This is a genomic window from Candidatus Binatia bacterium, from assembly GCA_036493895.1.
In the GTDB taxonomy this organism is placed as follows: Bacteria; Desulfobacterota; Binatia; order UBA1149; family CAITLU01; genus DATNBU01.
Genome location: DASXOZ010000019.1, coordinates 133,521 through 157,150 on the forward strand (window position 1 = coordinate 133,521; position 23,630 = coordinate 157,150).

The 23,630-nt window shown below is 67.8% G+C and carries 23 protein-coding genes; 7 read left to right on the forward strand and 16 right to left on the reverse strand.

Going from position 1 to position 23,630, the window contains the following annotated elements:
* Positions 1-23: 23 nt before the first annotated feature.
* A complete protein-coding gene (locus VGK20_05645; GenBank protein ID HEY2773518.1) occupies positions 24-1,610 on the reverse strand; it encodes a hypothetical protein in 1,587 nt (528 codons plus the stop codon).
* A 430-nt stretch (positions 1,611-2,040) separates the two neighbouring features.
* On the opposite strand from VGK20_05645, the gene VGK20_05650 reads away from it, so the two are divergent.
* Positions 2,041-2,298, forward strand: a complete 258-nt coding sequence (locus VGK20_05650; protein HEY2773519.1) for a hypothetical protein — start codon at positions 2,041-2,043, stop codon at positions 2,296-2,298.
* A gap of 107 nt (positions 2,299-2,405) precedes the next feature.
* Here VGK20_05650 and VGK20_05655 read toward each other — a convergent pair whose 3' ends face one another.
* From VGK20_05655 to VGK20_05675, 5 genes are read right to left on the reverse strand one after another with little or no spacing between them, the layout of a single operon-like run.
* On the reverse strand, positions 2,406-3,455 hold the full coding sequence (locus tag VGK20_05655) for an alcohol dehydrogenase catalytic domain-containing protein (protein ID HEY2773520.1): 1,050 nt from the start codon (positions 3,453-3,455) through the stop codon (positions 2,406-2,408).
* Positions 3,456-3,462: 7 nt separating this feature from the next.
* Positions 3,463-4,542 carry an alcohol dehydrogenase catalytic domain-containing protein gene (locus VGK20_05660; GenBank protein ID HEY2773521.1) on the reverse strand — a complete coding sequence of 360 codons (1,080 nt, stop codon included), beginning with the start codon at positions 4,540-4,542 and terminating at the stop codon, positions 3,463-3,465.
* 11 nt (positions 4,543-4,553) lie between these two features.
* On the reverse strand, positions 4,554-5,741 hold the full coding sequence (locus tag VGK20_05665) for a pyridoxal phosphate-dependent aminotransferase (GenBank protein HEY2773522.1): 1,188 nt from the start codon (positions 5,739-5,741) through the stop codon (positions 4,554-4,556).
* 2 nt (positions 5,742-5,743) lie between these two features.
* The gene (gene coaD / locus VGK20_05670) at positions 5,744-6,241 is read right to left on the reverse strand and encodes a pantetheine-phosphate adenylyltransferase (GenBank protein ID HEY2773523.1); all 498 of its coding nucleotides are present in this window, start codon (positions 6,239-6,241) and stop codon (positions 5,744-5,746) included.
* Complete coding sequence (locus VGK20_05675) at positions 6,238-6,918, reverse strand: RsmD family RNA methyltransferase (protein HEY2773524.1); 681 nt, start codon at positions 6,916-6,918, stop codon at positions 6,238-6,240. Before VGK20_05675 ends, coaD begins: the two co-directional genes overlap by 4 nt.
* 145 nt (positions 6,919-7,063) lie before the next feature.
* On the opposite strand from VGK20_05675, the gene cofC reads away from it, so the two are divergent.
* From cofC to VGK20_05705, 6 genes are all read left to right on the forward strand, one after another.
* Entirely contained in the window at positions 7,064-7,735 is a 672-nt protein-coding gene (gene cofC / locus VGK20_05680; GenBank protein HEY2773525.1) for a 2-phospho-L-lactate guanylyltransferase, read from the forward strand.
* Between the two features lie 267 nt (positions 7,736-8,002).
* Positions 8,003-9,577, forward strand: a complete 1,575-nt coding sequence (locus VGK20_05685; GenBank protein HEY2773526.1) for a VWA domain-containing protein — start codon at positions 8,003-8,005, stop codon at positions 9,575-9,577.
* Between the two features lie 17 nt (positions 9,578-9,594).
* Positions 9,595-10,218 (forward strand): sigma-70 family RNA polymerase sigma factor, encoded by a 624-nt coding sequence (locus tag VGK20_05690; protein HEY2773527.1) that lies wholly within the window; start codon positions 9,595-9,597, stop codon positions 10,216-10,218.
* Entirely contained in the window at positions 10,215-11,186 is a 972-nt protein-coding gene (locus VGK20_05695) for a hypothetical protein (protein HEY2773528.1), read from the forward strand. Before VGK20_05690 ends, VGK20_05695 begins: the two co-directional genes overlap by 4 nt.
* Positions 11,187-11,235: 49 nt before the next feature.
* Positions 11,236-12,117: an aldo/keto reductase gene (locus VGK20_05700; GenBank protein HEY2773529.1), complete on the forward strand. Its 882-nt coding sequence runs from the start codon at positions 11,236-11,238 to the stop codon at positions 12,115-12,117.
* Between the two features lie 81 nt (positions 12,118-12,198).
* Positions 12,199-13,068 (forward strand): ankyrin repeat domain-containing protein, encoded by an 870-nt coding sequence (locus VGK20_05705; protein ID HEY2773530.1) that lies wholly within the window; start codon positions 12,199-12,201, stop codon positions 13,066-13,068.
* 57 nt (positions 13,069-13,125) lie between these two features.
* Here VGK20_05705 and VGK20_05710 read toward each other — a convergent pair whose 3' ends face one another.
* From VGK20_05710 to VGK20_05755, 10 genes are all read right to left on the reverse strand, one after another.
* On the reverse strand, positions 13,126-13,659 hold the full coding sequence (locus VGK20_05710; protein ID HEY2773531.1) for a hypothetical protein: 534 nt from the start codon (positions 13,657-13,659) through the stop codon (positions 13,126-13,128).
* A gap of 196 nt (positions 13,660-13,855) precedes the next feature.
* On the reverse strand, positions 13,856-14,386 hold the full coding sequence (locus tag VGK20_05715; protein HEY2773532.1) for a gamma-glutamylcyclotransferase family protein: 531 nt from the start codon (positions 14,384-14,386) through the stop codon (positions 13,856-13,858).
* A gap of 13 nt (positions 14,387-14,399) precedes the next feature.
* On the reverse strand, positions 14,400-16,013 hold the full coding sequence (locus tag VGK20_05720) for an NCS2 family permease (protein HEY2773533.1): 1,614 nt from the start codon (positions 16,011-16,013) through the stop codon (positions 14,400-14,402).
* A gap of 34 nt (positions 16,014-16,047) precedes the next feature.
* Positions 16,048-17,100, reverse strand: a complete 1,053-nt coding sequence (locus VGK20_05725; protein ID HEY2773534.1) for a hypothetical protein — start codon at positions 17,098-17,100, stop codon at positions 16,048-16,050.
* A gap of 2 nt (positions 17,101-17,102) precedes the next feature.
* Positions 17,103-18,173, reverse strand: coding sequence for a MaoC family dehydratase (locus tag VGK20_05730; protein ID HEY2773535.1), 1,071 nt, complete (start codon positions 18,171-18,173; stop codon positions 17,103-17,105).
* Positions 18,174-18,215: 42 nt separating this feature from the next.
* Positions 18,216-18,863, reverse strand: coding sequence for a hypothetical protein (locus tag VGK20_05735; GenBank protein HEY2773536.1), 648 nt, complete (start codon positions 18,861-18,863; stop codon positions 18,216-18,218).
* A gap of 3 nt (positions 18,864-18,866) precedes the next feature.
* Positions 18,867-19,958 carry a Zn-dependent alcohol dehydrogenase gene (locus VGK20_05740; protein ID HEY2773537.1) on the reverse strand — a complete coding sequence of 364 codons (1,092 nt, stop codon included), beginning with the start codon at positions 19,956-19,958 and terminating at the stop codon, positions 18,867-18,869.
* A gap of 186 nt (positions 19,959-20,144) precedes the next feature.
* Complete coding sequence (locus VGK20_05745; GenBank protein HEY2773538.1) at positions 20,145-22,922, reverse strand: MMPL family transporter; 2,778 nt, start codon at positions 22,920-22,922, stop codon at positions 20,145-20,147.
* A gap of 82 nt (positions 22,923-23,004) precedes the next feature.
* Positions 23,005-23,304 carry a putative quinol monooxygenase gene (locus VGK20_05750; GenBank protein HEY2773539.1) on the reverse strand — a complete coding sequence of 100 codons (300 nt, stop codon included), beginning with the start codon at positions 23,302-23,304 and terminating at the stop codon, positions 23,005-23,007.
* A gap of 101 nt (positions 23,305-23,405) precedes the next feature.
* A partial coding sequence (locus VGK20_05755; protein HEY2773540.1) for an RNA methyltransferase occupies positions 23,406-23,630 on the reverse strand: 225 nt, incomplete at its 5' end.

Consider the following 23,630-nt stretch of genomic DNA (forward strand, 5'->3'; position numbering starts at 1 on the left):
ACGGTTGAGAAGCCCGTACGGGCTCAGGATCCCGAGCCGGGATCCGGAGAGTGGCCGCTGTCAGGCGCAGCGACCGGGCTCACTGCAAGGGGGAAATTGCAATCCTGCTCGACGGCCGCAACCTCGCCGCCGGCAGCGCCGGCGACGCGCGCCCGTTCGAGATCGCGCCTGGCCCACGACGGATGTCCGGCAGCGCAGCGCAGCGCTGCCAGGCCGAGGTACAGCCGCGGATTGGCGGGATCGCGCTCGATGGCGACATGGAGATGACCGGTGGCGCCGCGCAGGTTGCCCTCGAGCGCGAGACTGCGCGCAAGGTTGGCGTGCACGCGCGAAGACGCCGCCGGATCGGCGGCCGCGCGAGTCCACAGTGCGCCCTCGCTGCCCCAGATCTGCATCTGGCCGTAACTGGCAGCGGCGCTCGCCAGCAGCAGCGCAGCGATTGCGATCGGTGCGAGGTACCGCGGCGCATGAACCAAACGCGTGCGCGTCAGCAGCAACGCGGCCGCAATCGCGATGGGCGCGAGCAGGAGATACGCGTGACGATCGGCTCCCGGCTCGTGAAGTCCTCCCCATATCGCGACGGCGAGCATTGCCATCGCGGTCCATGCGGCGGCAAAAGCAGGCGATCTGTCGCTACCGCTCGCTCTGCGGCATCGGCGCAGCGACAGCACGACGGCGCCGGCAATCGCGGCCGCGAACAGCAGGTGCAGCGCAAGCTCACCGGCAGCAGGGGAATACTGAAGAAGAGCAGGATATTCGGGCGCGAAAGAGCGAAGCCCGAGCAGGCCGCTCGCGTAGTGCATTGCGACGCGGCCGACGAACGCGACCGACGCGACGTCGCCGGCCGGGCCCCAGGGACCGACTGCGCCGTATCCCGCAACGAGCAGTGCCGCGACCGCGATTGCGGCTGCGAACAGTGCAGCAAGCGCGCGCTTCTGCGATGCATCGTCCATGCGAGGACCGATGCCGGCCACGGAGGCCGCGACGAGCGGAGACGCAAAGAGCAGTCCGCTTTCCTTGGCAGCCGTCGCGAGCACCACCAGCACCAGTGCCGCCGGCGCGCGACCGCGGATCCACACGAGCACGGCAGCCAGGCCGAGCGCCACGCACAGAAGATCGCGTCGTCCCGCAACGTAGGCCACCGACTCGACTGCAATCGGATGAACGGCGACGAGCAGCCCGGCCGCTGCCGCCGCGATGCGCGCCGCCCCGAGCCTGCGCGCAATGCTCGCAACGAGCGCGCACGCGAGCGCGTGGAGCGCGATGTTGTGGGCGTGGTAGATCCACGGCGTGCCGCCGAGCCAGCCGTCGACGAGGTAGCTCGCGTAACGCAGCGGCCGATACGGCACGAGGCCGCCGAGGCGCTGCGGCCAGCCGCTGGCGTCGATCAGCGAGCCGTCGTCGAAGACGAAACCGAACCGCAGCGCCGGCAGGTACAGCAGGACGGCCGCCGCGGCAGCGGCCAGTTCGGCAGCGTACGAAGCCGCGGTCGCGGCGACGAGCGCGGCGATCCGGGCGAGGGGCCGGTCCAGGGCGAGGCTGACGGCGCAGTCGGCGAGCGGCAGCTCTCGTCCTTCCCGGGCAAGCGGCGAGGCCGACGCGAGAGACATCGCGCGGATGATAGCGGCGCGAACCCGCGCCTTCCACGCGCCCGCAGGCCGCTCCGCCGAGCGGGCTGCGCGCTTCGGCCGATCGCCCGCCGGCAATGGAGAACGACCGGCGCCGCCAGCCGTGCCGGCGGCCGTGTCAACACGAAGGACGAGCGCCGCCGGTCCCGATTCCCCGGCAATCGCGCGCCGCGACGCACGTTTGGGCCGGACTGCCGGGCAGGCGGCGGAAGTAAGGCACACGGAACCGGGTGCCCCCTGCTTGGCAAATGCCCGGAAGTCGGCTTATCTTCGAGGGATTCGAGGGGGGCCGTCCGAGGTTCGAACGTCCCGGTCACGCGGCAGGCGGGCAAGCGCCCGCGTGTCCGTCGTGCGCAGCGGCGCACGGCAGAACGCGCAATCGGGACCGGCACCCCGAAAAGGAGCCAAGAGAATGATGAATGCGAAGTGGATCGTGGCGGCGGTGGCGGTGGCGGCGCTGTCGAGCGGATGCATGTGTGCGCAGGGACACTGCTCCCGCACCAGTCACAGCGGCGGCGGCTCGGTGGTCGCCGAAGGTGACCTGATGCGCATCGAGGAAGCTGCCAATCGTGCCGAGGCCGCGGCCAACCGCGCCGAAGCTGCAGCCGACCGCGCGGCGATGGCCGCCGAGAAGTCGGAGACCGTCTTCCACAAGGGCCTGCGAAAGTAGCAGGCCGTTTCCATCCAGACCGGTGCCAGGCACCAGCCCCGCTCCTCCATGCGTTGCACGCACGGATGTTGCGCGCTGGCGCCTGGCCCCAGCGCTCCCTTCGTGTTTCAGCCTGCGTCGAACTCGACGATGGTCTTGAGGGCCTCGTCCACGCGCGCTGCCGCGCGAAACGCATCGGTCACCCGATCGATGCCGAAGCGGTGCGTGATCAGGTCCTGTTCGCGGATGATGCCGCCGCGGATCGCGTCGAACGCGGCCTGCGTGTCGTCGGGTCCGCACGAGTAGCTCGGCACGATCGAGATCTCGTCGAAATAAATGCGGTAAGGGCGCACGGGAAGCACTTCGTCCGGCTTCGACGTCGTGAACAGCACGACGCGGCCACCCGCAGCCGCCGCATCGATGCTCGCTTCCATCGCGTCGATCGAACCCGGCCCGCAGATCACTGCATCGGCTTTCGCGGCGCATTTCTCGAGCATTCCTTCGGCCAGCTTCTGCGAGCGTACGTCGATCACGGCTTCGGCGCCGAGCTCGAGCGCGCGACGCAGCCGGAAATCGACGAGGTCTGCACCGATGACGCGAAGGCCGGCCGCACGCGCGAGCACGACGTGCAGCATGCCCATGATGCCGAGGCCGACGATGAGAATCGTGTCGCCGGCGGAAAGCTCCGCGCGTCGCAGCGATTTGACGGCGCAGGCCGCGGGCTCGACGAGGCTTCCTTCGGCGTAGGTCATCTTCTCGGGAAGACGCAGCGTATCGGTGGCCAGGTTCTCGGCCGGCACGACGAAGAACTCGGCCATGCCGCCGGGCACGAGGTTGGTGCGGCGCCACGTCGCGCAGTGCACGTGGCGGCCCTGGCGGCACGCGCGGCACTGGCCGCACGGCGCGTGGTGATGCACGAAGACGCGATCGCCGACCGCGAAGCTGCGTTCGTCTCGGCCGAGGATTTCGGCAGCGCCTTCCCCGAGCGCAACGATGTCGCCGGCCGGCTCGTGCCCGAACACCAGCGGCGCACGCCGCTCGAGGTACCAGCCCATGATGTCGCCGGTGCAGATGCCGCAAGCGCGGGTACGCACCAGCGCCTGCCCCGGCCCCGGCACCGGGCGGTCCACCTCTTCGACGCGAATGTCGGTGGCGCTGTAGAGACGTGCAACTTTCATGTCGGGTTCAGGCGCCGGTGCCGGACGTCGCCGCCGCGCCGTGCTCCGGGATCACCGCAATCTTCATTTCGCCGCGGTCGCCGAGACGGGCGAACAGTTCCGGCACTTCGGCCAGCCCCACACGACCGCTGACCAGCGGCGACCAGTCGAGGTCGTCACGCGACAGCAGGCGGCGCGCTTCGGCCACGTCGCGCGGACGAAAGTGGAACGGGCTCGTCAGCTCGATGCCGTCGTAGTGCAGGCGCATCGTATCGAACGAGACCGTAGTTCCGGCCGCGCAGCCGCCGAACAGCACGACGCTCGCCCCGCGGCGCGCGTAGCGGGGCGCGGACTCCCAGACTTCGGTCTGTCCCGTGCATTCGACGACGGCGTCGCAGCCTCGACCGTCGGTGGCATCGGCGATCATCGACAGAAGCGCCTCGTCGTCGCCGGGCGCCAGCGAGATGGTCTCGATCGCCCCCATGCTCCTGGCGGTCTGCAGCCGCGCCGGCCTTTTTCCGGCGACGATCACGCGCTCGGCGCCGGCGGCCTGCAGCGCCCGCAGCCACAGCATCGCGATCGGGCCGCTGCCGATCAGCAGCACCGTTGCCGCGCCGCGTACCTTGCGCGTGGGAATCCTGGTCAGGCCGAAGCACACCGACGACAGCGGCTCGAGCAGCGCCGCCGTCTCGAACGGCATCGATTCCGGCTTGACGAACGCGTTGCGCCGCAGCACCCGCGCCGGCACCAGAAGGTATTCCGCATAGGCGCCGACGAGAAGCTCGCCGGTCAGCGTCAGGCACAGGTTTTCCTCGTCGTTGCGGCACCAGAAACAGGCGCCGCAGGGCCCGCTGTTCGCGAGCATCAGCGCGTCGCCGACGTGGAACGCCGACTGGGAGCTGCCGCTTGCGACGACGATGCCCGAGGCTTCGTGACCGAACGGCGCCGGGTACGGGAATTTCGGATGCCCTCGCCGGTACGACTTGAGATCCGTGCCGCACGTGAGCGCCGCGCGCACTTCGACGACGACGTCCTCGGGCCCGGGAACGGGATCGGCGACGTCGCGAAGCACGAGGCGACGGGGCTGCTCGAGGACGACCTGCTTCATTGCGGTGCGGGCTACAGCGAGCCGAGGAAGCGCTCGATTGCGTCCATCCCCTTCTCGATCGACTCCATCGACGTCGCGTACGAAATGCGGAAGTGGTCGGCGCTGCCGAAATCGTTGCCGCCGACTACGCCGACTCGCGCGCCGTCGAGCAACTTGAGGGCGAGCGCGTCGCCGTCATTTACTCCGGCACGGTCGAACGCTCCGCTCGCGTTGACGAACACGTAGAACGCGCCGCCTGGAACGTCGACGCGAAAGCCCGGAACGGCCCGCACGCGCTCGCAGATGTAGTCGCGACGCCGCCGGAACTCGGTGACCATCGGCGCGAGCTGGTCCTGGGGACCTGCCAGCGCCGCGGCAGCCGCAGCCTGAGCGATCGAGCTCGGGTTGGAAGTCGACTGGCTCTGCAGCGTCGTGATCGCCTTGACGACCGGCGCCGGCGCAGCGGTGTAGCCGATCCGCCATCCGGTCATCGCGTAGGTTTTCGAGACCGAGTTGCAGAGGATGATGCGATCGCGAAGAGCCGGCTGGAGCGTGGCCAGGTGGCGCGGCCTGGTGCCGTCGTAGCGGATGAACTCGTAGACGTCGTCGACGATGATCCAGCACGCGTGCCGCGTGAGCACGTCGGCGAGCGCGGCGAGCTGGTCCTCGGAATACGTAGCGCCGGTCGGATTGGACGGGCTGTTGAGGATCAGCAGCTTCGTTTTCGGAGTGAGAGCGGCCTCCAATTCCTTCGGCGTCAGCAGGAAACCGTTGGCTTCGTCCGCCATCGCGATGCGCGCGTTGCCGCCCGACAGCGCCGCCATGTCCGGATAGCTCACCCAGAACGGCCCCGGTACGACCACTTCGTCGCCTTCGTCGAGCACGGCCTGCATCGCGTTGTACAGCGAATGCTTGCCGCCGCAGCTCGCGACGACTTCGTTGTCCGCGTAGACGAGATCGTTGTCTCGCTGCAGCTTGGTGCGGATCGCTTCCTTCAGCTTCGGCGTGCCGCCGACCGCGGTGTAGCGGAACTGGCCGTCGCGGATCGCCTGGTGCGCCGCTTCGCAGACGTGGCTCCACGTCGGGAAATCCGGCTCTCCGGCCGCGAAGCCGATCACCTGGACACCCTTTTGCTGGAGCTCGAGCACCCTGGCCGTCATTGCGAGCGTCGACGACGGCTTGACGCGAGCCAGGCGGCTGGAAAGAGGCGGTGCGACCACTCTCAGCCCCTTCCGACGCGCGCCAGCAGGTGGGGCTCGACAATGTCGGGCACCAGCCCGTGAACGTCGCCGCCGAGGCTGGCCACTTCCTTGACCAGGCGCGAGCTGGTGTAGAAATGCTGCTCGCCGGCCATCAGGAACACCGTCTCGACGTCGGGCGCGAGATGGCGGTTCATCATCGTCATCTGGAACTCGTATTCGAAATCGGCGACGGCGCGAAGTCCGCGCACGATGGTGCCTGCGCCGATGCTTCGGCAGTACTCGGTCAGCAGGCCGTGGAACGCATCGGCGCTGACGTGGGATCCGAACTCTTCGCGGACGACTTCCTGGATCATCGTCACGCGCTCGGGAGGCGTGAACAGGCCCGACGGTTTTTCCTGGTTGTAGGCCACCGCCACGCGCACCTCGTCGAAGACGCTCAGGGCGCGGCGCAGGATGTCCATGTGTCCGTTGGTCAACGGATCGAAGGAGCCGGGATAGACCGCGAAACCTGATCTCATTGCTCGACCTCCGCCGCCGGCGCCTCGGCAGCCGGACCGCTCCGGGCCGCAGGACGCGCGGCCTCATAGAGCGCGAGCCTTGTATCCCCATAGACGTCGTCGCGCACACGCGTCAGCAGCGACATCGGTCCGGCCACCACCGGCGGCAGCGACTCGCGACGGCCGACCTCGACCGTGACCCAGCCGCCCGGCTTGACCAGAGCGAGCTGGACGACCGACTCCAGGGCCTCGAGCGCCAGTCCCTTGCCATAAGGAGGATCGATGAAAACGCCGTCGAACGTACGGCCGGGCGGCTGGGCAGGCAGTGCCGGGGCCGGGGCCGGGTCGCTGCCGCCCGGCGCCTTCGCGGCCAGGCGGGCCAGCACGCGCCGGTAGTCGTCGGCAAAAACCCGAATCTGGCGACCGATGTCGAGCTCGCGGACGTTGCCGCGAAGCGTGTCGAGGGCGCGACGCTCGAGCTCGATGCAGACGGCCCGGAAGGCCCCGCGGCTGACGGCTTCGATGGCCAGGGCGCCGGTTCCTGCGAAAACGTCGAGGATTGTCGCGCCGGAAAGGCCGTAGCGGGCTTCGAGCCGGCTGAAAAGCGCTTCGCGAACGCGATCGCTGGTGGGCCGTGTCACGCGCCCTTCGACCGCCCGCAGCCGGCGGCCGCCGAAGGTTCCACCGATGACTCGCATCCCCGGTCTCGTGCGGCCTGCGGATCGGCAAAAATGCCGGCCCCGCAAGTGGTCGCGTTATATCCGAGAGAGGGCCGGCGGGCAAAATTGCGCGCCCTCGTGTGCATCTTTACTGCCGGGCGAGTCTGCTCTACGGTCGCGCGTCGTGAACGCGGCGCTGATCCCGGTTCGCTCGATTGCCGGCGCGAAAAAGCGCCTCGCGGGCTGCCTTGCCGAGTCCCAGCGCGAGGAGCTGGCGCTGGCGATGCTCGAAGACATGCTCGCGGCCCTGTCCGCGGCAACGCGCCTGTCGCGCATCGTCGTCGTCAGCTCGGATGCGGGGCTTCTCCGCCACGCCCGGCGCCTCGGCGCCGAGACGCTGGAGGAGGGCAATGCGCGCGGTCTCAATGCCGCCGTAACCTTTGCCGCCGGCGAGCTGTCCTCTCGCGGTATAACGAGACTGCTGACGATTCCGGGAGACGTTCCGCTTCTGGATCCGTTCGAGATCGACGCGCTCTTCGAAGTGGACGCCGAGCGCTACCCGGTCATCGTCGTCCCGTCGTCGTCGGCCACCGGCACCAACGCGCTGGTCACCAGCCTGCCGATGCCGATCGATTTCCGGTTCGAAGGCGAGAGCCTCGCAGCATATCGTCAGGAATGCCGCCTGCGCGAAGTCGAGATGCTGATCCTCGCGCTCGAGGGGTTCGCCATCGACGTCGACACCCCGGCCGACCTCGAGGCACTGCCGTCGCGCGACGGCTATCGCACCTGCGAGCTCGTCGAGCAGTGGCGCGAGCTGCTGGCCCGCGATCCAGGCGAAGCGGCGGCGGAGAGCTGAGCGCCTCAAGGGTTCCCGGAGTTCCCGTCGAATCGGTGCGCTCGTCCAGGCGAGCCTTTATTTTCCACCCGACAACCCGTTTTGGCCCGGGGCGCCGTTCTTCCGTTGGAAGCCAGTCTCCAACGGAGGTGTCCAGTGCGCCATTCCAGAGAATTCGCCTGCAATATTCCAGTTCTCGCCGCTCTCCTTGCGATCCTCGCCGGGCTCGCCGCTTGTGGCCAGCGGCAGCCGGACGCGGCTCCGTCCACCCTCGCGAGCAGTTCGAACATGCCGGTGGCTGCAATCGACGGATCGACGGCGACACATCTGTCCGACCAGCAGAAGACCCTGGAGAACGGGCGGGAAACGCTGTTCACCAAACGCGCGAAGATCGCTCGCGACCAGGCACTCGCCGGGAATGCTCCTCCAATCCCTTCCAACACCGAGCGCTACCAGCACATCGACGACAATCCGATCAAACGTGTCGCCGACGATCCCGTCTCGACGTTCAGCCTCGACGTCGACACCGGCAGCTACTCGAACGTCCGGCGCTTCATCGCCGGCGGAAGACGCCCTCCGCAGGATGCGGTGCGCGTCGAGGAGATGATCAACTACTTTCCGTACGACTACCCGGCAGGCAACGGCAAGGATCCGTTCGGCGTTCGCACCGAGCTCGCGCCGTGCCCCTGGAATGGCGAGCACTGGCTGATGCGGGTTGCCGTGCGCGCCGACGACGTCGAGGCCCGGTCGATGCCACCGGCGAACCTCGTGTTCCTGATCGACGTCTCGGGTTCGATGGACCAGCCGAACAAGCTGCCGCTGCTCAAGCAATCCCTCGAGCTGCTCGTGGACCAGCTTCGCAGCCAGGACCGGCTGAGCCTCGTCGTCTATGCCGGCAACACCGCAGTGGTTCTCGACCCCACACCGGGCAACGAGCACGACAAGATCAGCCGGGCGATCGACGGGCTTTCCGCAGGCGGATCGACGGCCGGGGAAGCGGGAATCCGTCTTGCCTACCGCGCTGCCCGCGCGAGCTTCATCCAGGGCGCAATCAACCGGGTGCTGCTCGCGACCGATGGCGATTTCAACGTCGGGATCACCGACTTCCAGCAGCTGAAGGACCTCGTCGCCCACGAGCGCGAGTCGGGAGTGCAGCTGTCGACGCTCGGCTTCGGTGTCGACAACTACAACGAGCAGAACATGGAGCAGCTCGCCGACACGGGTAACGGCAGCTACGCGTACATCGACAACCTGACCGAGGGACGCAAGGTTCTCGTCGACCAGATGCACTCCACGCTGGTGACGGTCGCGAAGGACGTCAAGGTGCAGGTCGAGTTCAATCCTCGCGCCGTGCGCGAGTACCGGCTGATCGGTTACGAGAATCGCGCGCTGGCGCGCGAGGATTTCAACAACGACAAGGTCGATGCCGGCGAAGTCGGAGCCGGGCAGTCGGTGACCGCACTATACGAACTGACACCGGTAGGCGCCGCTGCATCCGTCGATCCCCTGCGTTACCGCCACACGGCGCCCTCGGCGGATGAGCCGTCACCGGATCTCGCCAGCGCCGCCGAGATCGCGTTCGTCAAGCTGCGCTACAAGCAGCCCGGCGGCTCCGACAGCAAGCTGGTCGAGTTTCCCGTCGAGAAGTCCGCGTTGCTGGCTTCCTTCGCCAACGCCGGCGACGACTTCCGGTTCGCGACCGCCGTGGCCGGGTTCGGCCAGCTCCTTCGCGGCGGGAAGCAGACCGGAGCCTGGACGATGGACAATGTTCTCGACCTCGCTCTGGGTTCGCGCGGCAAGGACGAATTCGGTTACCGCAGTGAATTCGTCTCCCTCGTGCGATCGGCCAAAGTCCTCTCCTGAGGCGCGTGGCTCGGCTGGTGGCCAGGACCCGGCGTAGTGGTAACATCGGCGTCGTCGCGCAAGTCGCGGCGACGCCGATGCACGAGGCCATCTCCGACGAAGACCTGATGCACGCGTGGCAGCTCGGCGACGCAGCAGCCTTCGAAGCACTCTATCGTCGCTATCGCGGCTCGCTTTATCGATTCCTGGTGCGCCAGGCCGGCGAACCGGATGCCGGCGAGGAACTGTACCACGACGTCTGGATGACCCTCGTGCGCGGGCGCGACCGCTGGATCCCGGCCGCCACTCTGAAGACCTATCTCTATCGCATCGCGCACTCGCGTCTCATCGACTACTACCGCGCCCGCAAGCCCCATTCGCTCGACGTCTCCATCGATGCCGACGGCGGCCCAGACCTCGCCGACACCTGCGTGATGTCGGCAGCGGACGCTGCGTGGAAGCACAACGCGGCCGGCGATGCCGTGCGACGCTGCCTGGACGCGCTTCCGCCGGCGCAGCGCGAAGCCTTCCTTCTCAAGGAGGAGTCGGGACTCGGCCTCGGCGACATCGCGACAGTGACCGGCGCCGAGCCCGAGACGATCAAGAGCCGTGTCCGCTACGCCATCGCACGCCTGCGAAAGTGCCTGGAGGGATGGCTGTGAGCGATCGACTGGACGAGCAGGGCGCAGACGACCTTCCCGGCGACGAGCAGCTTCGCCGGCTCTATCGCGAACTTTCGAGCGACGAACCGCGCGCCGAGGTCGACCGTGCGATTCTCGATGCGGCACGCGATGCCGTCGCGGCGACTGGTCGTGGTCGTCGATCGGTGCTTCGCTTGCGCTATCTGGCTCCACTGGCTGCCGCCGCAGGGGTGATCCTGACAGTCGCGCTGACGCGCCTGGCTCCGCCAGGGTCGCCGCTTGTCTCGAACGTCGATGACTTCGCCAGCACCAACAGCGCGGTGCGGCCTTCCACGCCGTCATCGGCCGCGCGTTCCAGCGCCATGGAGAACGAGCGGGAAACGACGTCTACGAAACGTGCGAAGATTGCCCGCGACGCGGAAACTGCCGCGAAGGCCGCTCGGAAACCGAACCCGAATGCTGGGGTGGATTCTGCAACCCAAGAGAAGCTCAGATCCCTCGGCTACCAGAGGAGTGACACTCCGGCCGCTCCACCGTCGGCTGCCGTGCCGGCTCCACCGCCGCCTGCCGTGACCGCGGCTCCGCCGGCTGGCATGTCCGGCGCCCTGGCGTCATCCCAGCCGCGCGCGCAGGACTTCGCAGATATGCCCGACAAGAAGCAATCCGCCGAAGCGTCGGCTTCCGTTCTTGGGAACAGCCCCGGACGGCAGCGGACGCCGTGGCCGCTCGGCCTCGACCCGGGCCTGAGCGCCAGTGAAGCGTGCGAGCGCGTGTCGAACGCGATTCACCAGTCGTGCTCCGTCGTCGACGGCGCAGCCGACATCGCGATCTCGCCGCCCGCCACGCTCGAGAGCGGCCTGTACGCCGGTCGCCACGCGACACGCGTCGTGCTTCATCTCAAGGACGGACAGCTCGCGAGCGTGATCCTGATGCTGCAGACGAAAGACGGGCACGAAGAGCAGGTGCTGGTCTCGTCGCCGTCGCCGTAACGTTGCCCGGCGCGTGCGTCCACAGTGGCGGCGCGCTAGAACTGCGGACATGGCACAGATCGACCGTCTCCCTTTCGGCAGCACCGGCCACCTCTCGAGCCGCGTGATCTTCGGCGCTGCCGCGCTTTATTCGATGCGCCAGGACCGCGCCGACCACCTGCTCGAAACGCTGCTGGAATACGGGATCAACCACATCGATACCGCCGCGGCGTACGGCGACTCCGAGCTGCGCGTCGCACCGTGGATGAAAACGCACCGCCGCGATTTCTTCCTTGCGACGAAGACCGGAGAGCGGACGAAGAAGGGCGCCTACGAAAGTATCCGGCGCTCCCTCGAGCGGATGCAGGTGGACCAGGTCGACCTCATCCAGCTTCACAATCTCGTCGACCCCCATGAGTGGGAAGTCGCGCTCGGGGCCGGCGGCGCGCTCGAAGCACTGGTCGATGCGCGCGCCGAAGGGCTGGTGCGCTTCGTCGGCGTCACCGGGCACGGCTTCACCGTCGCCCGGCGCCACATTCTCAGCCTGCAGCGATTCGCGTTCGACAGCGTGCTGGTGCCGTACAACGCGACGATGATGCGCCAGGCGGCGTATGCATCCGACTTCGAGGAGCTTGCCGCGCTGTGCCGCGACCGCGGCGTCGCGCTGCAGACGATCAAGTCGGTGGCCAGGCGGCGCTGGCAGGACGGCGCCGCGGCACACTTCAGCTGGTACGAGCCGCTGACCGACGCCGATGCGATCGGCCGCGGCGTTCGCTTCGCGCTGTCGCGGCCCGGGTTTTTCCTGAACTCCTCGAGCGACGGGCGGCTGCTCCGGCCGATCCTCGAAGCTGCGGCGGCACCGGCCCCGGCGCCCTCCCTCGCCGAAATCGACGCCGACATTGCGCGCTACGGAATGCAGCCGCTGTTCGAAGCCGGTCTCGACGACATCTGAACGCAGGGCCGCACGCGCGAATCTTTCGATTTCCGCCGGTTCCTGCACAATTGCCGGATGCTCTGGCTGCTGAGATTCGCCGTGCTCGCCGCCGTCCTGGTCGCCGCGGGGCCGGCCTCCGCCGACAGGGCACCCGTCGAGCTTCCCGTTCCCAAGCCCGAAGACCTCTCGGCCGCGCGCACGATCCTTCGTGACGCGGACCTGTTGCTCGAGTGCGAAAAGGGCAACGCCGAAGAGGTCAAGAAGCTGCTGGCCAACGGTATCGACGCCAATGCCGCCCGCTCGACCGGTGCCACTGCCCTTGGCTACGCCATCGCGGGACGCCACGCCGACGTGGCCGCCCTGCTGCTGGAATTCAAAGCCGACCCGAACAAGACCAGCGCCGGCCTTGCGCCCTTGGTGATGGCGGCCGAGAACGGCGACGTCGCCACCGTGCAACTGCTGCTGCAGCACGGTGCCAAGGTCGACGCGCCGCTGCACGCTGTCGACGAGCAGCTGAAAGCGCGCGAAGGCGATACCGCGCTGATGGCGGCAGCTTCGCAGACCGGAGCTCCCGCGGTCGTCCGTGCCCTGCTCGCCGCCGGCGCCGATATCAACGCAAGGGCCGCCAACGGCAAGACGGCTCTGATCCAGGCAGTCGCCGCGGACAACGTTGCGGTGCTGAAGGCCCTGCTCGAAGCGAAACCCGACCTGGAGCTGCGCCTCGTCGACGACGATGCCGACCTGGACGCCCTCACGCTCGCCGTCGGCAAGAGCAAGCCCGAGATGGTCTCGATGCTGCTCGATGCCGGCGCGGATGCGACCGTCAAGATGGACGACGAGGTGACGCTGCTCGAGTTCGCAGTCCTCAGCGGCCAGCAGCAGGTGGCCGCCAGGCTGCGCAAGGCAGGACTTGCCGAGCCGAGCGCCGCGCGCCTGGCCGAGCTTCGCAAGGAAGCGCGGGAACCCTGAAAAATCCCTGCTCGCGTGCGCGACGACGACCGCCGCGCGACGGTTTCGGCGACTCCGTTACTTCTGGTTTTTCGGGAATTCCTTCAGGTTGCCCGCCTCGGCCCGACCGGGGGCCGGGAATCCGAGGACGTCGGTCAGCCCGAAGTTGATCTTGATGTCGGTGGCTTCGATCACGTACTTGTTCGGCACGTCGTCGAGCACGCATTCCGGATCGTCGAGCACCGCGACCGGATCGCCGGGATCGATTTTTCCGTCCGCATCCTTGCCGGGATTGTCGAGCAGGAACACGAGGACCAGTCGGCCGGTCTTCACCTTGGTCATGTCGAAGGTGGAGTTGCCGTCCTTCAGCTCTTCGTTCGAGTTCGTGTCGTTGGTCCGGGGGAGTACCGGCGTCGTGCAATCGGCCGGAACGTCCTTGACGCGATAGGCGAAGACCACGACGTTGCGGCCGCCGATCTCGGGAGTCGTGTCCAGGATGTTGCCCATGACTTCGGCAGTGTCGCCACCGCCTCCGCCCCCTCCGAACAATCCTCCGCAGCCGGCCAGTGCTGCCGCAGCGCTGAGCAGCAGCAAGATCGATGTCTTCTTCACGATGCCTCCGTGTCCTGGGTGTGCGCGGCGCGGGGTCCTGCTCGAGCGAGCCGGCCCGATCTTCCTGCCCCCGTCGCGGCAGTGTGACATGGAACCCCTGCGAAAGCGCGCGGGAAGCCGGGCGCACACCCGGCCGGGAACATCATGCTCCGCTCGGCGGGGGTAGCGCCGCCGCCGGCCCGGTAGAATCCCTGCCTTACTCAACCTCGCGCAGCGTGCGAAGCGCGGCCTCGAGCACCGCGGTCTCGCGCGCGTGGCGCTCGGCGTTGCAATCGTCCTGCGCCTCGGCGGCCTCCAGCAGCGCGCGGTACGCGACGGGCAGTCCGTGCTGGCGAGCACCGGTCGTGACGAAATCCTTGTACCAGCGAAACGGCCGCAGGCCGTCGTCGAGCAGCGCAGGATTGGCGACGTAGGCGATCGCCGCCATGACGTCGCCGTCGCGGGTGCGCACTTCCACGGTCTGCTCGAAGTAGTCGTGCCCGAGCCCTTCGAAGCGGTCGAGCACGACCTTGTCGGGCGCCGACAACTCGTAGACCACGCCCCAGATGACGTCGGTCTCGATCCCGGTCGCGAACGCGTTGCACTTGCCCGAGCCGTCGGGACAGCGCTTGTTCCAGCGCAGCGCATGGCCGGCGACCGTTCCGACCGCGGCGACGTACGCGCTCGGCGTGCGCGCGCGCAGCCTCTCGACGCAGAGATTGGAGCCGTAAGCGTAGACGCGGATCACTTCGCGACGCGGCTCAATGGCCGCCCTCCCCTTCGGTGCGCACCAGTGGCACCACGACCAGGATCGCGGCGGCCAGCAGGTACGCGCCCGCCCAGGACATTCCGGTCCCGAAACCCAGCGCGACCACCGTGTCCCCCGGGGTCCATGCGTACGCGTGCATCAGCCCGACGAACGAAAGCACCGCCGCCGCGACGCACCACGCCGCCGCGCGCGCGAAGTTGCCGTCGATGACTTCGGCCGTCACCGCCGCCAGCACCATCGCCGTGAAAATGAATCCCTGCTCCAGCGCGAACGCGCCGCGACCGGCAAGGTCAAACATGGCGAGCTTGCCTTCGAGCACCGCCGAAAACGGCGTGCCGCCCGGCATGCCGACTCCGCCCGCGCGAAGCCCGGTCTTGAGCATCATCGTTCCCCACGCGGCAATGCCGGGAAGAAGACCGACGGCAACCGCTGCCGCGTGGTGGCGCGGAGTCGCGTCGAAGGCCTGCGCGACGATGATGATGCCGATGTAGAGCACGATCGCCATGCCGGCTTCGATCGGCACGGCGAGCGCGACCAGGCCGGCGGCGCCGGTAAGACACAGTACCGTCGCGAACACGCCGCCCAGGATCGAGTAGCCGACGCGCGCGCCCATCGCCTTCCATCCGGGATGACCGATGTAGATCGTCGTCGGGAAACAGCTTCCGAACGCGCACGCCGCAAGGGTGCCGATGCCGTTGGCGAGCAGCGACGGCCTTGCTTCGTACTCGTCGCCGGCGGCCGCGGCGCTTTCGATGTTCTGCAACGACCCGATGACGTTGACGACGCCCATCGGCACGATCACCGAAAGATACGTGACGATGCTGCCGTCGCCGAGGGAGCGGAACAGATCGCCCAGCACCGGCGCGGGGATGCGAATGCCCAGGCTCGCCGCCGCATCGTGCCAGGCTCCCGCGCCCGCAGTGGCCACGCCGCTGATCCAGCACAGAAGGGTGCCGACAACGATCGCGACCAGGCCGCCGGGAACGCCGCCGACCAGCCGCACGCGTCCGAAATAGGCAACCAGGACAATGACGAGCGTCGGAATGCCGACCATCGGCGATGCGTACGCCTTGAAGAAAAAACCGAGCGCGATGAACGACACGGCGATCCCCGCCAGCGACGACAGCAGCGCCGCGCGCGGGGTGCGGCGGCGGATCGTTTCGGCGATGAAGGCGCCGGCGCTCTCGAGAAGCCCGCTTCCGAAGCAGGCCGCGAGCCCGGCTCTCCACGCCTGCAGCGACGCGTCGGCCGGCGATGCGCCGCCCGCAATCGCCGCCAGCCGCGCCGGCAGCATCACGAGAAACACGAACGCGAACAGGCTGACGGTGTTGATGCCGTACGGCAGCGCGGTCACGTCGCCGCGTCCCTGGCGCCTGGCAAGGCCGGCCGCCTGCCACGCGTAGAACAGGTTGCCGACGAGGATGGAGACCGCTGCACCGGGAAGGACGCGGCCGAGCAGAATCGCATCATCGAAGCCGAGCACCGAGCGGCAGAGCGCGACGATGACCAGGAGCTGGACGAGGTTGTCGATCGCGAGGCCGAAAAAGCCGTCGATGTCGCCGCGCACGAACCAGCGAAACGCGTTTTGCGGTCGTGCGGTGGTCACGGGCAGCCGTTTCGATTGTAGCGGAGGAACGCGTTCAGCCGCGTCCGGCCAGTGTGCGCTCTCGCGGCCACGGCAGCACCGTCCCGGCGATGCCCGCATCTCCAAACGTCACCGAGGAGCCCGGCGAGGCCATCGCGACCGGCAGGTACGCAAGCGCGATCGGGCCGAGGCGGGGAGAGGCGGCAAAGCTCGTCACCACGTCGCGCTCGCCGCCGCCGTGGACGCGGTCCCCGTGTGCCACTTCGGCAGCCACCGACACCAGCGAGAGCTCGTGGTTGATGCGCCCGCGGCTGACTGCCCGCTCGACGACTTCCTGGCCGACGTAGCAGCCCTTGGCGAAATGGATCGCCCACTGGAGCCGGGCTTCGACGGCGATGCGCGATTCGTCGACGTCGACGGCAAAGCGCGCACAGCCGCTCTCGATGCGCACGATCTCGACCGCTGAGACGCCGCAGCGTCGAGCGCCGGCCGCCTCGATTGTGGAGAGGACGGCTCCGGCGTCGCCGGCATTGCCGGCGCTGTCGCAGATGAGCACGTCGATCCACGGGACGCGAAGGTCGTCGCGCGAAAAAAGCAGCACCTCGTGCCCGGCGATCCGCGCCGCCGCAGCCGCCCACGCGCGGCCGCGAAACTGGTCGGCGGCGCCGGCGGCAGCCAGAAGCGCGTGCGTACCGGGCCCCGCGATGCTGAAGCAGCGTGCCGGGATCTCCTCGCCGAAGTCGCAATCGTCGGCAACGAGGTGTCGCGTCAGCGCGGTGCGCGCCGCGGCCGAATGAGAAGCCGTCGTCGCGATCCAGATCGTTTCGCCGAGCTCGTACAGCGCGACCAGCGCCTGGGGCCGTCCCTGCGCCGTGAGCACTGCCGCGGCGCAGCCGTCGCCTTCGCCGAGCGAGGCCACGTCGGCACTGGTCTGCCCGTGCAGGTACTCGCGCCGTTCGTCGCCGGTGGCCGTGAAGAAGCGGCGCCACTTCGAATCGACGATCGCAGCGTGGCTGTCGAGCAGTGCCCATTCGGACGCAACGTCGCCGCAGGAGGAGGCCACTTCGACTCCTTCGTACTCGACCGTCCCTGTCGCAGTCTCGCCCATGCCTACGCGTAGTGGCTGCGACGCTTGACGGCAATCTCGCGCTCGAGCACGAAAATGTCGGTCTTTTTCGGCGCCTCGTCGCCCGCCGTCGCGCGGGCGAACTTGTGGCCCTTCAGCGTCACGGCCAGCAGTCCGAGGTCTTCGCGGCCAGGATAAGGGCGGCACTCGCGGATCTCCGTGGATGCGAACACCGTGTCGCCGGAAAACAGCGGCCCGACGTGGCGCCCCGTCTTGTAGACGACGTCGGCCAGAGCGTTGTCGGCGATGTCCGGGCATGAAAGCCCGAGGCACAGGTTGAAGGGAATCCCGCCGTAGATGATCAGCCGTCCGCCGATGTATTTGTCGGGGTTCGCATCGATCATGTGCTGGTTGCAGTGCACCTGGGACGTGTTGTCGAGCTGGGCCGTCAGCGCGATGTGCTCGTCGGTCACCATCCGTCCGCGCGAATGCTCGAAGACGTCGCCGGCGCGAAAGTCCTCGAAGTAGGTGTCGCGGTTGGACAGGTGCGCCCTGGCCTTGTACTGGCGCGCCTTGTCGTAGGCGGGGATCCACGGCGCGCATTCGACCGAAGGCTTTTTCTCCAGCGTCGCATCGCCGACCGAGGCCGCGAGGTCGCCCTTCCACACCTGCACCTTGCGCTCGAATGCGAGCACGACCTCGCCGGTCTGCTTGCGGCCGACGCTGGCGACGTGGACGACACCGCGATCGGGGTCGCGCGTCGACGACGCGACGCCGAGCACCGTCGTCTCGGACTCGAGCGTGTCGCCGGGATACACCGGCGCGCCGAAGCGCATGTCGATGTACTCGAGGTTGGCACGCGCGTTCTCGGAGACGTCCTCGACGGTCTGGGAAAACACGACGTTCATCACCAGGCCCGGCGGGCAGACGATGTCGTCGTAGCCGTACAGCCGCGCGTACTCGCGGTTCTTCGACAGCGGATTCGTCGTCATGTTGAACTCGGTGAACGAGTTGAACAGGCCCTCGTTGACGGTCTTGCCGCCCTTGTGACGGAAGACGCCGCCGACGCGGAAGTCTTCGAGAAAATTGCCGGTTTTCTTGCGGATCACGCTCACGCGGTCGATCTCCTTGGGACGGCGCGCCGAGGGCGCGCGGGGTCACTTCTTCTTCTGGCCGGTGGCGGCCGCTGCGACGTGGATCGTCCTGCCGAGCACGGTCACCGAGACGACCGGGCTCTTGCCGGCAACGAACATCAGCACCAGCGGACCTCTCCACTTCGTCTCGACGGTGCTCAGGCGAAAAGAGCCGTTGGCACCGAGCTCGGTTGTCATGTGCGCGTTGCGGCCGCCGCACTGGAAAATGCGACCACCGATCGAGACGTTCCACGAGCCGATCGAGCCGCCGGAACGCGACACGGTCAGCGGATCCTGCGCGGTTGGCAGGCACGCCGCGTTGAGCACAAGCGTCTGGCCGTCCTTCGTCCTGGCGGTGACGGATTTTGCATCCAGGGGATCGGTCATCGACGATGGCGCGACCTCGATGTCGAGCACGACACCGTAAAGGGCGGGGCCGGCCTCCGGAGGCCGGTTCTCGACCTCGGCCGGTCCGGCGACGACAGGCGATGCCGACGAAATTCCCGGGCCGCGCGTCGAAGGTGCCTGCGGAGGCGGCCGCGTCGGATCGTAGCCGGGACCGAAAGGGTTGTACGACGGGACCGGCTCAGGGTCCTGCGCGCGGGCGTCCTGGTGCGCGCCGGCAACGGCCAGCGCCGCAAGCACGGCAACGAAAACGGACGCGACCCGCATCACTCAGTCCATTACGACGACGCCGCGCGCGTTGCGACCGCTGCGAAGATCGGCCATCGCCTCGTTGATCTCGTCGAGGCGGTACGTGCGCGATACGAGCTCGTCGAGCAGCAGCTCCTTGCGACGGTACAGGTCGATCAGCAGCGGCACGGTCTTCCACGAGTCGGCCGAGCCGTTGGTGGTGCCGCGCACGGCCTTTTCCTGGGTCACGGCCGCGATCTGCGACAGCGAGACCTTCTCTTTCATGTGCGCGATCCCGACGAGCACGAGTTCGCCGCCCTTGGCGATCGAAAGGAACGCGACTCGCGCGATCTCGGCGTTGCCGACGGCCTCGAAGGCGAAGTCCAGGCCGGCGCGCTCCCGCGTCAGCGCGCGGATCGCCTTGTGCAGGTCGGGCGCGTCGCCGCGCAGCGTGTGGGTGGCGCCGAACTTCCTGGCGATCTCGAGCTTGGCATCGTCGAGGTCGATCGCGACGATGAGGCCCGCGCCGGCCATGCGGCAGCCCTGGATGATGTTGAGTCCGACGCCTCCGCAGCCGAACACCGCGACGTCGTCGCCCGGCTGCACGTCGGCCGCGTAGCGCGCAGCACCGTAGCCGGTGATGACCGCGCAGCCGAGCAGCGCAGCCCGGTCGAACGGCATCGACTTGTCGATGCGGATCACCGCGTTGTCGGCAAGAAGGATGTGTTCGGCAAAACCGCCGACGCCGAGGAAGGACGCCACCGGCGTGCCGGCCGAGGTCATGCGGTCCATGGCCCGCGACGTCGGATCGTCGGCGAGGTTGCAAAGGTGCGGCTTTCCCGACTTGCAGAAGCGGCACTGGCCGCAGGACGGAGACCACGCGGCGACGACGTGGTCACCGACCGCAACGGAAGTAACGCCGCTGCCGACCTCCTCGACGATGCCCGCCGCTTCGTGCCCGAGCACGACCGGTGTGGGGCACGCAAAGAACTCGTTCAGCGCCGACAGGTCACTGTGGCAGACGCCGCAGGCTTTGACCCGGACCCGGACTTCGTGCTCACCGGGAGGCCGCACGACGACCTCCTCGACCTTCATCGGTTGGTCCTTCTGGTAGACGACAGCGGCGCGCGGCATGTAGTTCTCCTCCTTGTACCGATCCGGACCGGTCAACGTATCATCAGGCCGCGCAAAAAGGTCCAGATGCTAGGCGGACCCGGAAACCGGGAGCGGAGGCGTACTTCCTGTACGTCGTAGCTCCCGGTTTCCGGGTCCAACGACGCAGATGGGCCTTTTTCCGCGGCCTGCGAGTCGGCCTGAGACTCAGGGCCGGCGGTTGGCGACGTCAAGCCGGTCGCTGAGAATGCGGGCGATATTCAAGAAAAACTTCGAAGCCAAACGCGGGTAGCGGATGCGCAGGCGGCGCAGGAAGTCCTCGTCGATCACGAGCGCGTCGAGATCGGTGGACGCGACGACGTCGGCGCCGCGCGGCGCCCGGCGCAGCAAAGCCATTTCGCCGACGATGCCGCCGCGCGGAAGAGGGATGTTGACGCCGTGGTCGAGCTGCACCTGGCCGCTGCCGGTCAGGATCAGGTACATCTCGTGTCCTTCTTCGCCGCGGCGCACGACGTACTCGCCGCTGTGGAAGCTCTTGAGATTGCCGAGAAGGACGACCAGCCGCACGCCGACGCGGCCGAGCCCTTCGAACAGCGGAATCGTAAGATGAGGGCTCGGCCCGAGGCGCGAGGAGACGAGGTCCCAGACGCTGATCACCGACATCGTCGACAGCGTGGCGGGCACGAGGAACAGCGTCGTCACCAGCGAAACCATCATCGTCAGCGCCGTCAGCCAGCCGAACGTCGAAATGATGACGAAGCTCGACGTCATCATCACCAGGAAACCGGCGGCGAGCATCAGCGTCATCGCGACCACCGGTCGCGCGATGATGCGCAGCGTGGCCAGCAGCGCTTCGCTCTGGGTTTCGGCGCCCTTCACGAGGCGGTTCAGGCGCGCCATGTAGTGCACCGTGCCGTCGACGGAGATGCCGAGCGCGATGGCGGCGATGATGCTGGTCGCCAGGTTGAGCTGGATGCCGGCGAAGCCCATCACGCCGAAGAACGCGACGATCGGAATCACGTTCGGGATCATCGCCATCGCACCGACGCGCAGCGAAAGGAACATGAACGACAGCAGCACCAGGATGATGCCGAATGCGATGGCCGTGCTCTCGATCTGCCCCGAAAGAATCTCGTTGGACGTCGCGGCCATGACGACCAGCGTGCCCGTGAGCTGCACGTCGACGCCGCGCGGGAACAGGTCGGCGGCGTGGTCGCGGATCTGCTGCATCAGCGCGGAAGTATCGCGCGAGCCGGTCAGCGACGTGCGCAGCGTGATGCGCAGGCGCTGGAAGTCCTTGTCGACGACGCCCGAGAACGAGCGCGGATTGGCCGTGACGAGCTGGAGCACCTGCGGAAGCTGCTTGTCCGGGGATTCCCAGAAACTCTTGGGCGGAGGAGCCTCGACGACTTCGCCGGTCGTCTCGTTGAGAATCATCTCGCCGCCGGCCTGCTGCAGCCCCAGGTCCAGCTCGTCGAGGTAATCGACGAGCGAAAGGCTGGTGTCGACGCCGTCGGCGGTCTTGACCCAGTTCTGGAAATCCTTGACGTGGTGGAGCGCCGTGATGTCGCGGAAATAGCCGGGCTCGGGCGCGGTGATGACGACGGAGATCGGATTCGGCCCGGCCAGCCTGTTCTTGATCTCCATGAAAGCCTGGCGCACCGGCGAGCTTTCGCGGAACGCGCGCAGGAAATCGGTGTCGACCTCGACGAGCGTGGCTCCGTAGGTCATCGCGACCGTGAGCAGCGCGGCGCTGGCAAGCACGAGCCCGCGGTGCTCGACGCAGAACCTTCCGACGGCGGCCACTGTCCTCTCCAGGCGTGGCGCTCCGTGGCGGTGCGCGGCGTCGTGGTCCGGTGCTTCTTCGGTTTCCACGCGGCGCCCCGGCATCGACAGCAGCGCCAGCGGAAGGCCGATCATGCTGCCGACCATCACGACGGCAATGCCGAGCACCGCGAACTTGCCGAGGCTGGCGATGGCAGGGATGGGATGGATCGCCAGTGAGCCGAAACCGACGGCGTTGGTCAGCGCCGAGACGAACACCGGAAGACCGACCCGGTCGAGCACCGCGGCGAAGACGGCCTCGTCGCCTTTTTCGGCAATCTCGCTGCGACGGACCAGGTCGAGATACGCGTTGACGATGTGGATCGCGTAGGAGCCGCCGATCACCAGCAGCAACGACGGCAGAACGAGCGTTGCCAGCGTGATCGGCTCCTGGAACCAGCCCATCAGTCCCACGAGGGAACCGACGCCGAGCGCGAGCGCCAGCAGCGGCAGCACCATCGCGCGCACGGACCGGAAGATCGAGTAGAGCACGACGGCCATCACCGCCAGGCTCATCGGCAGGAACTCCTGCAGGTCGTGGCGCATGTGCTCGACGGCCTGCACGCGGATCGTCGACATTCCGGTGTAGAAGATCGTGCCGCCGCCCTTGTAATCGGCCAGCACCTTGCGCACCGCAGCGTCGGCTTCGTTCTCGCCCTCGGTCGTGATGCCGCCCTTGAAGAACAGCGTCACTGCCGCCGCCTTGCCATCGGCGGCAACGAGGTTCGGAACGTAGATGGGGTTGGCCTTGACGCGCTCCTTCAGCTTGGCGACGCTCGCCGGCGTCACCGGCCCTTCTTCCAGCAGCGTCGGCGGGTTGAAGACGTCGGCAACCGGATCGGACGCGTTGGTGATGCTGAGCGTGCGCGCGACGCCGGGCACCTTCGCGAGCGCATCGGTCAGCCCGTGCAGCTCCTTGATCTCGTCGACGCTGTAGATGTTGTCGGCCTCGAGCAGCGCGATGCCGATCTCTTCGTCGCCGAACTGCTTGCGGATCTGCTCGTCGTACAGACGCGCGGGATCGCCGGGGACGCTCAGCGATTCGACCGATCCGTCGAACTGAAGGCGCGAAATGCCGGCGACGGCGACCAGCGTCATCGCGACCATCGCGACCATCCAGGTTTTCGGCCGCCTTGCCAGCGATGCCAGCGCGCGAATCAATTGCGTACTCCTGTCCGTACTTCCGGCCGAGAGGGCGCGGCCGTGACGCGGCGCCGTCGTCCGCTCTCTGGCTTGCCGGTTCTCAGAGCTTTGCCGCCACCTCGTCGAGCATCGTGATCTCCGGGGCTGCGGTGAGCTTGCCCTGGAGCTTGGCGATCAGCTCTCCGAAGCGCGCCGATTGGGAGTGGGCATGAAACGACGCCATGTCGGCATACCGCTCGAAGAACACGAACTCGCCGGGATCGGCCTGGGAGCGGTTGCACGCGTAGGTCAGCGTCGAAGCCTCGTTGTCCGCGATCCACGCGACGAGGTCGCGGAAGTGCCCGGCGACCTCGTCGGCGAATTCCCTGCGGGCTTTGATTCTCGCGAGAACGACGACCATCGCTTGGAACCTCCAGGATCTTGCTGCCGCTCGGCCTGCGACGCACGAAGCCGGGAAACGGTACTTGCCGTGTGGGCTCCATGCAACAACCCCACGGCACGTCAGAGTTTCTGCGTCGCGCCGCGCCGGGCAGCCCAGCGGATCTGGCGGGCAATGCCGCGAACGATGCGGCTTTCTCTTTCGTCGAGCCCGCTGCGGACCAGGATCGATGCGACCGACGCCATGACGCGCTCACCCTGGTCGCCGTCGAGGAAACCGATTTCGCCAAGGGCGCCTTCGAGATCGGCAATGGCCACGTCCTGCTCTGCGGCAGAGGCAGGCGGCGC

Bases quoted from the DNA above. Each gene is read 5' to 3' on its own strand.
- VGK20_05655 (HEY2773520.1), bottom strand. From the start codon at position 3,455: ATGAAAGTTGCACGTCTCTACAGCGCCACCGACATTCGCGTCGAAGAG.
- coaD (HEY2773523.1), bottom strand. From the start codon at position 6,241: ATGAGATCAGGTTTCGCGGTCTATCCCGGCTCCTTCGATCCGTTGACC.
- VGK20_05735 (HEY2773536.1), bottom strand. From the start codon at position 18,863: ATGCGGGTCGCGTCCGTTTTCGTTGCCGTGCTTGCGGCGCTGGCCGTT.
- VGK20_05725 (HEY2773534.1), bottom strand. From the start codon at position 17,100: ATGGGCGAGACTGCGACAGGGACGGTCGAGTACGAAGGAGTCGAAGTG.
- VGK20_05750 (HEY2773539.1), bottom strand. From the start codon at position 23,304: ATGGTCGTCGTTCTCGCGAGAATCAAAGCCCGCAGGGAATTCGCCGAC.
- VGK20_05675 (HEY2773524.1), bottom strand. From the start codon at position 6,918: ATGCGAGTCATCGGTGGAACCTTCGGCGGCCGCCGGCTGCGGGCGGTC.
- VGK20_05650 (HEY2773519.1), top strand. From the start codon at position 2,041: ATGATGAATGCGAAGTGGATCGTGGCGGCGGTGGCGGTGGCGGCGCTG.
- VGK20_05645 (HEY2773518.1), bottom strand. From the start codon at position 1,610: ATGTCTCTCGCGTCGGCCTCGCCGCTTGCCCGGGAAGGACGAGAGCTG.
- VGK20_05685 (HEY2773526.1), top strand. From the start codon at position 8,003: ATGCCGGTGGCTGCAATCGACGGATCGACGGCGACACATCTGTCCGAC.
- VGK20_05740 (HEY2773537.1), bottom strand. From the start codon at position 19,958: ATGCCGCGCGCCGCTGTCGTCTACCAGAAGGACCAACCGATGAAGGTC.
- VGK20_05700 (HEY2773529.1), top strand. From the start codon at position 11,236: ATGGCACAGATCGACCGTCTCCCTTTCGGCAGCACCGGCCACCTCTCG.
- VGK20_05660 (HEY2773521.1), bottom strand. From the start codon at position 4,542: ATGAAGCAGGTCGTCCTCGAGCAGCCCCGTCGCCTCGTGCTTCGCGAC.